This is a genomic window from Mesorhizobium sp. CA14 (genome assembly GCF_020165195.1).
Classification (GTDB): Bacteria; Pseudomonadota; Alphaproteobacteria; order Rhizobiales; family Rhizobiaceae; genus Mesorhizobium.
This window is the reverse complement of record NZ_JAIUHR010000003.1, coordinates 80,918-93,542: the sequence shown is the minus strand read 5'-3', so window position 1 is coordinate 93,542 and position 12,625 is coordinate 80,918. Positions and strand designations below refer to the sequence as shown.

The following is a 12,625-nucleotide window of genomic DNA, read 5'->3' as shown; positions in this document are numbered from 1 at the left end:
CCGACGCTTGTGCAATGGCGGATGCGGCAATCTCAAGGCAATCGCTGTGGTTCACGCGGGATGCTTTGCCGCAGCGCCATGAAGAGCGTCAGCTGGCCACCGGCGCCCAGATCACGTCATCGATCCTCGTTGCTCCCGTCGCCAGCATCACCAGCCGGTCGAAGCCCAAGGCCGAGCCGCTTGCCTGCGGCATGACGGCCAAAGCCGCGAGGAAATCCTCGTCCAGCGGATAGCGCTCGCCATAGACGCGCTCTTTCTCGTCCATCTCGGCAGTGAAGCGGCGGCGCTGCTCGGCCGCGTCGGTGAGCTCGCCAAAGGCGTTGGCGAGCTCGACACCGCAGCAATAGAGCTCGAAGCGCTCGGCGACGCGCGGATCCTCAGCGCTCGGCCGGGCGAGCGCCGCCTCCGAGATCGGATAGCCGTAAAGGATGGTGGCCCGTCCCTGCCCCAGCGCCGGTTCGATTTTTTCCACCATCACCCGGCTGAACAGGTCGGCCCAATTGTCGTCGGGCGCGGTGCGCAGGCCGGCTCCGGCCAGCGCCCCGTAAAGCGCATCCCGGTCCGTGCTGCCGTCGACTGAAACGGTCGCGAGCAGATCGATACCGGCATGGCGGGCGAAGGCTTCGGCCACGCTCAGCCGCTCCGGCTCGGCGAACGGATCGGCCTTGCGGCTGCGAAAACGGAAACTCTTGGCGCCGGCCTTTTCCGCGGCGAGCGCCAGGAATTCGGCGCAGTCAATCATCAGGGTCTCATAGCTCTCGCCGACGCGATACCATTCGAGCATGGTGAATTCCGGATGATGCAGCGGCCCGCGCTCGCGGTTGCGCCAGACCGGGCCGAGGCTGAAGATGCGCCTCTCGCCGGCGGCAAGCAGCTTCTTGCAGGCGAATTCCGGCGAGGTGTGGAGATAGAGGGGCCGGCGCGACGCGTCGGGCCCGATCGACTCGGTGGCGAAGGCGGCAAGATGCGCCTCGTTGCCCGGCGAAACCTGCAGCGCCGAGGTCGTCACCTCGATGAAATCGCGCTCCCCGAACCAGCCGCGAAGCGCGGCGGCTATGGCGTTGCGCGCCATCAGCCGCGGCCGGCGATCGGCGTGTATATCAGGCGTCCACCAGGGCGAAGCGGCTGTCATGGGCAGGAAAATCGCACCGAAGGCTGGCGGTTCAGCGCAAGATGCGCTAGGGCGCACGCGATGGCCGCCGTCGCTGCTTCGCGGAAATCGACGCTTGCAGGCCGAAAAACTCGAACGGGATCGAATATCGTGGTCAAGGTCATCGCCAGTTCCTTACGCAAAGGCAACGTCGTCGATAAGGACGGCAAGCTCTATGTCATCCTCTTTGCCGAAAACATCCACCCTGGCAAGGGCACGCCGGTGACCCAGCTCGACATGCGCCGCATCGGCGACGGGGTGAAGGTGTCGGAACGCTACCGCACCACCGAAATGGTCGAGCGCGCCTACGTCGAGGAGCGCGAGCACACCTTCCTCTATTCCGACGGCGAGGGGTTCCATTTCATGAACCCGGAAAGCTACGACCAGGTCGTGGCTTCCGAAGCCGTGGTCGGCGACATGGCGCCTTATCTGCAGGAAGGCATGGCCGTGCAGCTCGCGCAATTCAACGGCGTGCCGATCTCGCTGGTGCTGCCGCAGCGCGCCACCTTCGAGGTGGTGGAAACCGAGCCGGTCACCAAGGGCCAGACCGCATCTTCCTCCTACAAGCCGGCCGTGCTCTCCAACGGCGTGCGCACCGCCGTGCCGCCGCACATCTCCGCCGGCACGCGCGTGGTGGTGATGACCGCCGACGGCTCCTATGTCGAGCGCGCCAAGGACTGAGAGTCCGGAGTTTCACAGCAGCCCAAGCCAACGGCGCGCCCGCGACCAAGCGGGCCACGGTCGGCCGGTATCCGCAGTCTGGATGCCAGGCTCTGCCCCGAAGCGGGTAAGGCGATCCTGTCAGCGATGACAGCTGCAAAGGTGGTGACCTTGGCCCCAAAGCCCAGCTTGGCTAGAGTTCGAAAGATGCTGGACGCCATTCACCACGTCGCGCTTATCTGCACCGATTACGATCGGTCGCGACGGTTCTATGTCGAGCTCCTCGGCCTGGACCTGATCCGAGAGGTCTATCGGGAGGAGCGGCAATCTTGGAAGGCCGACCTGCGGATCGGATCCGCCCAGCTGGAATTATTCTCCTTCCCGGCCCCAGCGCCGCGGCCGTCTTATCCGGAGGCGACAGGGCTGCGCCACTTGGCATTTGCTGTGGGGAACCTCGACCCCGTAGTTGCGCGCCTGGAAGCCGCCGGCGTTGCCGTTGAGCCAATCCGGATCGATCCATATACGGATCGGCGCTTCACCTTCTTTAGCGACCCGGATGGATTGCCGTTGGAACTCTACGAAGCGCAATAAAGTACCGTTTAATGCGACAGTCTGCGTATCGCGCGCAGCATCGATCCAGGCGGAACCCTAAGGCGGATGACCAGTTGAAAGGGATTGGAAAGGAGACAACGTCATGGCCGACGGTTCCGCCCTGCAACCCGCTGCTGCGATCGCTCACAAGAACCGCGCCCGCCAGCCGAACGAGAGCGCCGAGTACCGCAAGGCGCGCGAGGCCCTGTTGATAGAGGAGATCGAACTCAACCGCCACATCGCGCGCGTCGCCGCCCAGCGTCGCGCCTTGCCGCCTGGCGGCGAGGTCAAGGGCGACTATCAGTTCATCGGCGAAGCCAGTAGCGTGGCCGGCGCCAATCCCGTCGGCTTCGAGGAGCTCTTCGGCGATAAGGACACTCTGTTCGTCTACAACTGGATGTATGGCCCCAAGCGCCAGCGCCCTTGCCCCATGTGCACCGCGCTGCTGAGCTGCCTAGACGGCAACGCCGACCACCTCCGCCAGCGAATCGCCCTCGCCGTCGTCGGCCTTTCGGCCATCGAGCGGCAGATCGCCTTCAAGGTAGAGCGTGGTTGGAAGAACCTGCGTTTCTACGCCGACGTCAACGGGAATTTTAGCCGGGATTACCACGCGATCATGGACGATGGGACCGACACCGCCGCCGAAAACGTCTTCACGCGGCGCGACGGAAGCATTCGGCACTTCTGGGGTGCGGAACTGGGTTTTGAGTCAGCCGATCCGGGCAAAGACCCAACAACCGAGCCCGACTTGATGATGTTGTGGAACGTCCTGGACTGGACGCCGGAAGGTCGCGGGACCGACTGGTACCCGAAGATCACCTACTAAGCGGCCGAGATGGTTTGCTGGGGGTCTGGCGTAGCGGAAAGGGTGGAGACCTGCCAATCCGCTCACGGCCCGCTCAAGGCATTCGCCATGTTGTCACCAAGCGTCTGCAATTGGCGCTCAGCGGCCTTTCGGCGTCGAGCGTTCCGCGCTGTCACGATCAGGCCAGCACTTCCACAGGCAGGCCGGCCGCTTTCCATTCCGGCATGCCGTCCTCCAGACGGCGCGCCGCATGCCCGAGCGAGCGCAACGCGGCCACCGCCTCGAAAGACATCACGCACCACGGTCCACGGCAATAGGCGACGACTTCCTTGACGGCATCGGCACTGCCGGACCAGGCTCTGACTTCCCCCAGCGGGACATTGATGGCGCCCGGTACATGGCCGAGCGCGAACTCGTCCGCCGGGCGGACGTCGATCAGCGTAACAAGGCCATCGCGCATCAGCGTCTGAAGCTCATCGCGCGTGACCGGTCGCATGTCGTCGCGCGCGTCGAAATAGCCGCGCACGATGCGGTCGACCTCGGCAAGCTGCCGCTCGGCGACGCCGCGCACCGAAGCGAAGGCGGAAAGCACGCTGTCATCGGCCAGCGAATAATGCACGAACTTGCCGTCGCGCTCGGCCGAGACGATGCCGGCGCGGCGCAGCGCCTGCAGATGCTGAGAGATGTTGGCGACGGGCAGGCCGAGCTTCGCGGCGAGCGCCTCGACGCTGCGCGCGCCTTGCGCCAGATGCTCGATCATTTCCAGGCGCAGCGGATGCCCGAGCGCCTTGGCGACGATCGCGAACTGCTCGTACAGCGCCTGCTTTGGATTGCGGATTGACATCGACCTTTCTGCCGTCATTCAATGGAATAATTGAATGACGGTTTCGACCATTGCTGTCAAGCAGAGCGGCTCCCCGGGGCGCAGCCGCTCGTTCGGAGGAAAAAGCGATGATTCTCAGGCAGTTCCTGCACAACGATCCGGTTGCCGCCTCCTATCTGTTCGGCTGCGGCGGCAAGGCTTCCGCGGCCGTGGTCGACCCGGTCGGCGACATCGCGCCCTATGTCGATGCAGCGCGCGCGACCGGCATGCGCATCCTCTATGTCGTCGACACGCATATCCATGCCGACCACATCTCGGCCGGACGCTCGCTGGCCGAGGCGACGGGCGCGGAATACGTGCTGTTCGAAGGGGCCGATGCAGGCTTCCCGTTCCGGCGTGTCAAGGATGGCGAGGTGCTCGAGCTCGGCAATGTCACGGCGACGGTCTTGCATACACCGGGCCATACGCCGGAGCATCTGAGCCTGTTGGTCACCGACCGGACGCGGTCGGCCGAGCCTTGGTTCGTGCTCACCGGGCACACGCTGATGGTCGGCGATCTCGGCCGCACCGAGCTTGCTTCAAGCGCCGAGGACGGGGCGCGTGCGCTTTATGCCAGCGTGCGCCGCCTAAAGGAGTTGCCCGACCATATCGAGGTACTGCCCGGTGCCTATTCCGGCTCGGTTTGCGGCCGCTCGCTGAGCGGCAAGCCGACATCGACCATCGGCTTCGAGCGACGCTTCAACAAGGCGTTCCGCATCGAGCACGAGGATGAGTTCGTCGCCGCCATGACCGCCGATATCCCTCCCCCGCCGCCGGAGGCCGCCCGGAACCGGGCCGTCAACGCCGGAGCGAAACCTTGAGCACAGCGGCATCCGCCGTCGCGCTCGGCCTCAAGGCCAACTGGAAGCAGTTTTCGCTCCTGGTGCTGATCAACGCCTTCGTCGGCGGCATGGTCGGAATCGAACGGACCGTCGTGCCGCTGATCGGCGCGGAGGAGTTTGGCGTCGCATCGACCACGCTGGTCGTGTCCTTCATCGTCAGCTTCGGCATGGTCAAGGCCTGCGCCAACCTCGTCTCCGGCCAGCTTGCCGACAGATGGGGCCGCAAGCGCGTGCTGATCCTCGGCTGGCTATTCGGCCTGCCGGTGCCGTTCATCATCATCTGGGCGCCGAGCTGGGGCTGGATCGTCGCCGCCAACGCGCTGCTCGGCATCAACCAGGGCTTCGCCTGGTCGATGACGGTGATCATGAAGGTCGACCTGGTCGGGCCCAAATCGCGTGGGCTCGCCGTCGGCCTCAACGAGTTCGCCGGCTACCTCGCGGTCGGCGTCACGGCCTTCCTCACCGGCTATCTGGCGAGCCGCTACGGTCTGCGCCCCGTGCCGATCTATCTCGGCGTCGGCTATGCGATCCTGGGTGCGGCGCTGTCGATCCTGCTTGTGCGCGACACGCGCGAGCACGTGCGGCTGGAGCTGGCCAACCATCCAAAACAGGGTTCACCGCTGGGCTTCCGCGAGATCTTCATGCTGACTTCGTTCGGGGATCGCAATTTGTTCGCCGCCTCGCAGGCCGGCCTGGTCAACAACCTGAACGACGGCATGAGCTGGGGGCTGTTTCCGCTCTTCTTCATCGCCAATGGGCTCGGCATCGAGCGCATCGGCATCCTCAAGGCGGTCTATCCGGCGGTGTGGGGCATCTTCCAGGTCGCCACCGGGCCGTTGAGCGACCGCTGGGGCCGCAAGGGGCTGATCGTCGCCGGCATGTGGGTGCAGGCGGCGGGGCTTCTCACCACCGCCATGACGCGCGAATTCGGCTGGTGGCTGCTGGCCAGCCTTTTGCTCGGCCTCGGCACGGCAATGGTCTATCCGAGCCTGATCGCAGCCATGTCGGACGCATCGCATCCCTCCTGGCGGGCACGTTCGCTCAGCGTCTATCGCTTCTGGCGCGACCTCGGCTACGCCATCGGGGCGCTGTCCGCCGGCCTGATCGCAGACTTCTTCGGCTTCGTCGCGGCGATTGCGGCCATTGCCGCATTGACTTTCCTGTCGGGCGCGATCGTCGCGGTGACGATGCGTGAGCCGCGTTCCGCCACCGTGGTTCCGATATCGGGCGATAGTTGAGACCGCCTCGGAAACGAAGGCCGTGTTTACGTTAATGGAAGCTTGATGCTGCGCGGGAAGTGCCTGTCCGCTACAGTCTGGACAGGTACATTTCCCTCGAGATCGTTCATGAGCAATCCGGACCGCATGCCGTGGGTGGACACGGCAAAAGGCCTTTCCATCATCCTGGTGGTGATGATGTATTCGGCCTACAACACCGGCGAATATACCGGTGGCGTCGGCTTCCTGCACTATGTCATCGGCTTTGCGACGCCCTTCCGCATGCCGGAATTCTTCCTGATCTCGGGCCTGTTCCTGTCGCAGGTGATCGACCGGCCATGGCGGCGCTATGTCGACCGGCGCGTCGTCCACTACCTCTATTTCTATGTGCTCTGGGCGGTCATCTCGATTGGGCTGAAGATAGGCATCTTCAGCGGCGATCCCGCCGGCATGCTGCACGACCTCGCAATGGCGATTGTCCAGCCCTATGGCGTGTTGTGGTTCATCTACATGCTTGCGGTCTTCGGGATCGCCATCCGCGCGCTGCGCGAGCTTCGCGTGCCGCACTGGATCGTCATCCCGCTCGCCGCCGCGCTGCAAATGTGGGCGCCGAAGCCGGACAGCTACGCGCTCGAGCAGTTCGCGGCTTATTTCGTGTTCTTCTATCTCGGCTTCGTGCTGGCGCCGCTGATCTTCCGGCTGGTGGAGTGGACGCAGGCACGGCCGGCGACCGCCGTTGCGGGCCTGCTCGCCTGGGCCCTCGTCAACGGCCTGCTCGTCTATTCGCCGGGCTATGCGATGCAACCGGTCGGCATGCAGATGGGCCTGGCGGCATGGCCGCCGCTGCATCTGGCGCTGGCCGTCGCCGGCGCCGTGGCGCTCTGCGTCGCCGGCGGTTTCCTGTCGAGATTCGCCGCGATGGAATGGCTGCGCTGGCTGGGCGAGCATTCGCTGGTCGTCTATGTCGCCTTCACCATCCCGATGTCGATCTTCCGCGGGCTCATGCTGGCGAGCGGCCTTCTGACCGACACCGGCATGCTGAGCCTGGCGGTGCTGCTCGTCTCGGTCATCAGCCCGGTGGTGCTCTACTTCATCTTCAAGCGCATCGGCTTCGGCGCCTTCCTGTTCGAGCGGCCGGCTTGGGCGCATGTCGACAGGCCGAATGCCGGTCAGCTCTCAAACAAGGGCGTTGCTCGGCCGGCGCGCGAGGCGGCCTGACTGGACCGCCTGTCCGGGGTCACCTGCCAGCGTCATGTCCCGGCCGGCGCACCGTCCTGATCTTGCCGCTGCCGCCGCCGCCGCAGAAGAAGCAGCCGGCGCCGTCCGACTCCAGGCCGGACACGCCGGTTCCGGCCGGCATCTCCAGGGTCTCCAGCACCTCGCCCGAGCGCGGATCGACGCGGCGCAGATCGCTTTCGTCGCCTTCCCAGGTGCCATGCCAGAGCTCGCCGTCGACCCAGGTGACGCCGGTGACGACGCGCTTGGATTCGATGGTGCGCAGCACCTTGCCCGTTTCGGGATCGATCTGATGGATCTTGCGGGCCCGATGTTGCCCGACCCACAATGAGCCCTCGGCCCAGGCAAGACCAGAATCGCCGCCATTACCCGGGGCTGGGATGCTGGCGAGCACCTTGCCCGTCGCCGGATCGATCTTCTGGATGCGGTCCTCGGCGATCTGGTAGAGATGCTCGCCATCGAAAGCGGTTCCAGCGTGCGCGGCGACGTCGATCGAGCTCGTCGTGGCGCCCGTCGCGGGGTCGAGCGCGTTCAGCTTGTCGCCCGAGGCGAACCAGACTTTCTCGCCGTCGAAGGTCACGCCAGCCACGGTCTTAACCCCCGGAAAGGGTCCGTATTCACGCAGGATCTCGGCAGTCGCTTTCTTCATCTTGCTCTCCATCGCTCTTGACCAATCTTGCCTGGACCGTCGGCTCCACGCATGTCTCTTTTCCGAGACCGGAGTCCACTTTCGGCGGACATGCTTACTCGCTCGGCAGCGGACCCGGGAGTAACAAGACGGTCGGGAATCCGGTCATCGGCGGCATCATCCAACGGCGCGCCCGGCCGCGGCCGACCGCCTGCACCTTGTGCTCGGCCGACAACTGCTCCAGCGCCCTCTGCACGGTGCGCGCGCTGGCACCAAGCGCGATCGCCAGCGCCGAGCTCGACCAGGCCTCGCCATCGGTCAGGAACGCCAGCACAGCGCCATGCTCGTCCTCGACCGGCGGCGCCAGCACGACGATCTCGGCGGCGTTGAGCGGCGTCAACGCAAAGCCGCCGGCGGTCGCATTGATCTCGGCAAGCCCGGCGAGCTCGGCGCGAAGCCGACCCATCTCGACCCTGAGCCGCGCACGATGCGATTCATCGGCGTGCTTCGCCCGGAAGGCGCGCTTAAGCAGCATCTCGCGCGAGGCGTCAGCCGGCCACGCCTCGGCGAGCGTGCGCGCCAGCGCGAACAGCACCGGCCGGGTCGCCAGCGAGACCATGGTGCCGCCTTCGCGCACGACGTTGCGGCAGGCATCGATGACCAGCGCGCCGGAGGTCAGCAACGCCTCGACTTCGTCGAGCAGCAGCTCCTTCTCGGTGCCCCGCGCGATCAGCCGGCCGACCGGCGTGTTCAGAACCAGGGACGCCGCTTCGACTTCGGCCTTCAACGCCGGAATGTTGGCTTCATAAGCGGCAAGCGATGCCCGGCCGAAGGCCGAGCGCGCCGCCTTTGTCCTGAGGCGCCGGACGGCGATGCCGGCTGCGGCCAGTTCATGCGCGACGCGCGCCACCGGCGGCAGCGGCGCCGGATCGAAGTCCGACAGCAGGCGCTCGGCCTCGTCGAGACGGCCGATCAGGATGAGGCGGCGCGCCTCGAGGCTGCCCGCATAGGCGGCATTCAAGCGATCACCATGCGATTGAAGCGTCGCCCTTGCGGACCGCAGCGCCTTCTCCGGCCAGCCGAGGTCGCGCGAGACCAGCGCGATCTCAGCCTCGGCGACGATGCAGCGGGCGCGCGCCACCGCTTCCCTCGGGCTGAAGGCGCGGGCGGCGTCCTTCAGCAGCGCCTTGGCCTTGGCGAAATCGCCGAGCTGCGCCATCGCGATGCCGCGCAGCGCCAGCGCCGGGGCGTCGTCGCGCAGCGCGACGCGCTTCAAGGCGCCGAGCGGATCGCCCGCGGCAAGCGCGCGGCCGGCGGCGTTGATCAGCGAATCCATGCCATCGCCTCAAAGCCCGCCGCAGCAAATCGCGTCACACTTGTAACTCTCATCATCAACGGATGCGGCCCTATGTCTGTCCTCGTCACCCCCAACCAAACCCAAGAACGGGACAAGAGCAATGACCCAACACATGAAGACACCGCCGGTCGTTTCGCAGGAAGCGTGGGAAGGCGCCTATGAAGAGATGCTGGTGAAAGAAAAGGCGCTCACCCGCGCCCGCGACGCTTTGGCCGCCGAACGCCGCCGCATGCCGTGGATGGAAGTCAAGAAGGACTATGTGTTCGAAGGCCCGAACGGCAAGATGAGCCTGCTCGACCTCTTCGAAGGCCGCCGCCAGCTCGTCATCTACCGCGCCTTCTTCGAGCCGGGCGTCTATGGCTGGCCCGAACATGCCTGCCGCGGCTGCTCGCTCGGCGCCGACCAGGTCGGCAACCTCGCCCATCTCAATGCCCGCGACACCACGCTTGCCTACGCCTCGCGCGCGCCGCAGGCCGATATCCAGCGGCTGAAGCAGCGGATGGACTGGAAGATGCCCTGGTACACCATCACCGACAGCTGGGATAAGGATTTCGGCGTCGACGAATGGCACGGCCACAACGTCTTCATCCATGACGGCAAGCGCATCTTCCGCACCTATTTCGTCAACAACCGCGGCGACGAAGCCTTTGGCACCGTCTGGAGCTATCTCGACGTCACGCCGCTCGGCCGCCAGGAGGTGTGGGAGGATTCGCCCGAGGGCTATCCGCAGACCCAGACCTACAAATGGTGGAACTGGCACGACAATTACGAGGAAGGTGCCGCGCCCGACCAGAGATGGGTCGAGGTGTCGGATGCCGGCGAAGCGGCGTTCCGCAACAAGAACGCCTGAACGTGAAGCGACTCCGGCGGCGCGCGCCGCGTGCCGCCGGAGCCGATCTCGCCGCGCCCTTCCCTCTCTCCGGCGCTTGCAAACCTGACCGCTTCAGAAGGTGGACACCATGAGCATCGACAATCCAGCGCCCCGCCTGAGCGGCTTCGGCCTCGCCGACTGGCTTTGCCTCGCCGCGGCGCCGACCTTTGCAGCAATGGCCTTGCTGACAGTTGCCTATGACGGCCACGACATGATGTGCATGCCGGGCGCCTCGGTGCTCAGCGGAATGGCGCCGATGTATCTCCTGATGGCGGCTTTCCATCTTGCGCCATGGCTGCGGCTGGTGGCGAGGAGGGGGTGAAATCGACGATATCGCCGGTCTCCATCTCAGCTCCGACCAAACGTCTGTTTCGCCAGCAGGATAGAGTTGACAAGCTCCTGGTCTTTGTAGGGTTTCGCGAGCAAAGGAACATCCGCCGGCAGATCGCCGATTGCCTTGGTGTCGGCGTAACCGGTAATGATGACTGCTGGCCAATCCGCCTTCAGGTTGCGCGCAAATCGGATCACGTCCAGACCTGAAACAAGCGGCATGGCAAAATCGGTGACGATCACGTCGAAATCCTGCGGCGCTTTCTCGATTCTGGCCAGCGCCTCGGCACCGCCGGCCGCGCATGTCACATCGAAGCCGCTTTGCCTCAACGACGCCGCCGTCAACTCGCGCAAGGCATCGCTGTCGTCGACCAACAGGATAGACGGCTGGGCGCCGTTGCCGTTCATGCGAGGTTGGTTGACCTGGCGCTGCTCGACCGACCGGGCCGGTTGCTTCAATGATCGCGGCAGCCACAGGTGCATCGCCGTGCCTCGCCCGACAACGCTCTCGATCCGAAGCGTGCCGCCCGACTGCTTCGCAAACCCGTAGACGGTACTCAGGCCAAGGCCGGTGCCCTTGCCGACGGCTTTCGTCGTGAAGAAGGGCTCAATGACCTTCGCCAGGAGATCGGCCGGAATGCCCGAGCCGGTGTCGATGACCGAGATGACGACATAGTCGCCTGCCCCCAGTTCGTCGGAGTGACCGTCGGTCGTGCGATTTTCAGCGCATATCGTGATCGAACCGCCTGTGGGCATCGCGTCGCGCGCGTTGAAAACCAGGTTCATGAGGGCGAGCTCGAGCTGGCCTGCGTCTACCAGCACCGGCCAAACCGAATTGTCGATTTGCCATTCGAAACGAACCAGGCCTCCGAGCACTGGCCCGACGAGCCCGTACAGCGGCTCTACCAGCGTTGCCAGTTGCAAAGGTTCGGGCTTCAGATGCTGACGCCGGGAAAAGGCGAGCATGCGATTGACCAGGTCGGCGCCTTGTTTGGCCGAGCGCCTTGTAAGGTCGAGCACTTTTTTTCCTTGCTCGTCGAGCGCGGTGCTGCGCTCGAGCAGCCCGAGCCCGCTGAGAATTGCCGCAAGCAGGTTGTTGAAATCATGGGCAAGTCCGCCGGTAAGCTTGCCGATGGCGTCAAGACGCTGCGCCTTGAGCAGCCGGTCTTCAAGCTCGCGCCGCTCGGTGATGTCGAGCAGCGTGCCAACAATTTCGTCCGTATTTTCCAGGGGATTATGCAAGATGACGCCCTGGTCCAGGAAGCTTCGGTATTTGCCATCCGCGCACTGCCATCGGAATTCGCAGCTATAGGAGCCGGCCACTTTGGCGCCAAGCAGCGCGGCCTCGACATCGGGCAAGTCCTCCGGATGCACACGGCTAAGGCCAAAGCCGGGCTCCGATGTTAGCCGCTCGGGAGAAAATCCGGTCAACCGCTCGATCCCGCTGGTGACGAAGCGGGCGTCAAAAGGCGGTTCGAGGGATCGCGCATGAAAGCAAACCGGCACCGATTGCAGGATGGCCTCCTGGCGCTGCTCGGCGGCGCGCAAGGCTCGTTCCGCCTCGAGCCTCGACCTTTGCGACTCCAGGGCCCGCTCCAGCAATTTCTGCTCCACAATCGCCTTGCGCTGGATTTCCAGGGTCTTCTCGTGCAACTCGACGAACACGGCCACCTTTGAACGCAGCATGACCGAATCGAAGGGTTTGAAGACGAAGTCGACCGCACCGGCGCCATAACCGCGCAACATGTGCGCCTCTTCCTTGTTGATCGCGGTCAGGAAGATGATGGGGGTGCGTCTCGACTGCTCGCGTTGGCGAATCAATGAGGCAGTCTCGTATCCGTCCAGCCCCGGCATCAGCACATCCAGCAGAATGACGGCGAAGTCTTCTTTCAGAAGAAACCGCAGCGCCTCCTCGCCAGTGTGCGCACAGACGACTTCGCCCACTCCGGCCAAGACTTCGCTGATCGCCATGAGATTGCGATCGTCATCGTCAACAGCGAGGATCCTGGCGCCTTCTGTGACCTCCGGCAAGCCTGGCTGGTGCTCGGGTTCGGTCTTCAGAATTCTTTGCATCGA

At 64.9% G+C, this 12,625-nt stretch carries 13 protein-coding genes; 8 read left to right on the top strand and 5 right to left on the bottom strand.

Annotated features, from left to right (window positions below; all coding sequences use genetic code 11):
* Positions 1–88 precede the first annotated feature (88 nt).
* On the bottom strand, positions 89–1,132 hold the full coding sequence (gene epmA, locus LB565_RS04750; protein WP_224582021.1) for an EF-P lysine aminoacylase EpmA: 1,044 nt from the start codon (positions 1,130–1,132) through the stop codon (positions 89–91).
* A gap of 129 nt (positions 1,133–1,261) precedes the next feature.
* Between epmA and efp the strand changes: the two genes are divergently transcribed.
* The 3 genes from efp to LB565_RS04735 all read left to right on the top strand — a co-directional run bounded on the left by efp (position 1,262) and on the right by LB565_RS04735 (position 3,227).
* Positions 1,262–1,831 carry an elongation factor P gene (gene efp, locus LB565_RS04745; protein ID WP_224582020.1) on the top strand — a complete coding sequence of 190 codons (570 nt, stop codon included), beginning with the start codon at positions 1,262–1,264 and terminating at the stop codon, positions 1,829–1,831.
* Positions 1,832–2,017: 186 nt separating this feature from the next.
* Positions 2,018–2,401, top strand: coding sequence for a VOC family protein (locus tag LB565_RS04740; protein WP_224582019.1), 384 nt, complete (start codon positions 2,018–2,020; stop codon positions 2,399–2,401).
* A 103-nt stretch (positions 2,402–2,504) separates the two neighbouring features.
* Complete coding sequence (locus tag LB565_RS04735; RefSeq protein WP_224582018.1) at positions 2,505–3,227, top strand: DUF899 family protein; 723 nt, start codon at positions 2,505–2,507, stop codon at positions 3,225–3,227.
* 157 nt (positions 3,228–3,384) lie between these two features.
* Here the strand turns inward: LB565_RS04735 and LB565_RS04730 are convergent, their stop codons facing one another.
* Positions 3,385–4,050, bottom strand: coding sequence for an ArsR/SmtB family transcription factor (locus LB565_RS04730; RefSeq protein ID WP_224582017.1), 666 nt, complete (start codon positions 4,048–4,050; stop codon positions 3,385–3,387).
* Positions 4,051–4,157: 107 nt separating this feature from the next.
* Between LB565_RS04730 and LB565_RS04725 the strand changes: the two genes are divergently transcribed.
* The 3 genes from LB565_RS04725 to LB565_RS04715 all read left to right on the top strand — a co-directional run bounded on the left by LB565_RS04725 (position 4,158) and on the right by LB565_RS04715 (position 7,345).
* Positions 4,158–4,889, top strand: coding sequence for an MBL fold metallo-hydrolase (locus LB565_RS04725; RefSeq protein WP_224582016.1), 732 nt, complete (start codon positions 4,158–4,160; stop codon positions 4,887–4,889).
* Positions 4,886–6,148 carry an MFS transporter gene (locus LB565_RS04720; protein ID WP_224582015.1) on the top strand — a complete coding sequence of 421 codons (1,263 nt, stop codon included), beginning with the start codon at positions 4,886–4,888 and terminating at the stop codon, positions 6,146–6,148. Before LB565_RS04725 ends, LB565_RS04720 begins: the two co-directional genes overlap by 4 nt.
* Before the next feature lie 108 nt (positions 6,149–6,256).
* Positions 6,257–7,345, top strand: a complete 1,089-nt coding sequence (locus LB565_RS04715; RefSeq protein ID WP_224582014.1) for an acyltransferase family protein — start codon at positions 6,257–6,259, stop codon at positions 7,343–7,345.
* A gap of 19 nt (positions 7,346–7,364) precedes the next feature.
* Here the strand turns inward: LB565_RS04715 and LB565_RS04710 are convergent, their stop codons facing one another.
* Positions 7,365–8,012, bottom strand: a complete 648-nt coding sequence (locus LB565_RS04710) for a DUF5074 domain-containing protein (RefSeq protein ID WP_224582013.1) — start codon at positions 8,010–8,012, stop codon at positions 7,365–7,367.
* Positions 8,013–8,106: 94 nt separating this feature from the next.
* Entirely contained in the window at positions 8,107–9,327 is a 1,221-nt protein-coding gene (locus tag LB565_RS04705; protein WP_224582012.1) for a helix-turn-helix domain-containing protein, read from the bottom strand.
* Positions 9,328–9,448: 121 nt separating this feature from the next.
* Between LB565_RS04705 and LB565_RS04700 the strand changes: the two genes are divergently transcribed.
* Positions 9,449–10,198, top strand: coding sequence for a DUF899 domain-containing protein (locus tag LB565_RS04700; protein WP_224582011.1), 750 nt, complete (start codon positions 9,449–9,451; stop codon positions 10,196–10,198).
* A gap of 109 nt (positions 10,199–10,307) precedes the next feature.
* Complete coding sequence (locus LB565_RS04695) at positions 10,308–10,541, top strand: hypothetical protein (protein WP_224582010.1); 234 nt, start codon at positions 10,308–10,310, stop codon at positions 10,539–10,541.
* Positions 10,542–10,567: 26 nt separating this feature from the next.
* On the opposite strand, the gene LB565_RS04690 is transcribed toward LB565_RS04695, so the two are convergent.
* Entirely contained in the window at positions 10,568–12,622 is a 2,055-nt protein-coding gene (locus LB565_RS04690) for a response regulator (protein ID WP_224582009.1), read from the bottom strand.
* Positions 12,623–12,625 lie beyond the last annotated feature (3 nt).

Coding starts and splice junctions, on each gene's coding strand:
- epmA (WP_224582021.1), bottom strand. CDS start 1,132: ATGACAGCCGCTTCGCCCTGGTGGACGCCTGATATACACGCCGATCGC.
- LB565_RS04740 (WP_224582019.1), top strand. CDS start 2,018: ATGCTGGACGCCATTCACCACGTCGCGCTTATCTGCACCGATTACGAT.
- LB565_RS04735 (WP_224582018.1), top strand. CDS start 2,505: ATGGCCGACGGTTCCGCCCTGCAACCCGCTGCTGCGATCGCTCACAAG.
- LB565_RS04730 (WP_224582017.1), bottom strand. CDS start 4,050: ATGTCAATCCGCAATCCAAAGCAGGCGCTGTACGAGCAGTTCGCGATC.
- LB565_RS04725 (WP_224582016.1), top strand. CDS start 4,158: ATGATTCTCAGGCAGTTCCTGCACAACGATCCGGTTGCCGCCTCCTAT.
- LB565_RS04715 (WP_224582014.1), top strand. CDS start 6,257: ATGAGCAATCCGGACCGCATGCCGTGGGTGGACACGGCAAAAGGCCTT.
- LB565_RS04710 (WP_224582013.1), bottom strand. CDS start 8,012: ATGAAGAAAGCGACTGCCGAGATCCTGCGTGAATACGGACCCTTTCCG.
- LB565_RS04705 (WP_224582012.1), bottom strand. CDS start 9,327: ATGGATTCGCTGATCAACGCCGCCGGCCGCGCGCTTGCCGCGGGCGAT.
- LB565_RS04700 (WP_224582011.1), top strand. CDS start 9,449: ATGACCCAACACATGAAGACACCGCCGGTCGTTTCGCAGGAAGCGTGG.
- LB565_RS04695 (WP_224582010.1), top strand. CDS start 10,308: ATGAGCATCGACAATCCAGCGCCCCGCCTGAGCGGCTTCGGCCTCGCC.
- LB565_RS04690 (WP_224582009.1), bottom strand. CDS start 12,622: ATGCAAAGAATTCTGAAGACCGAACCCGAGCACCAGCCAGGCTTGCCG.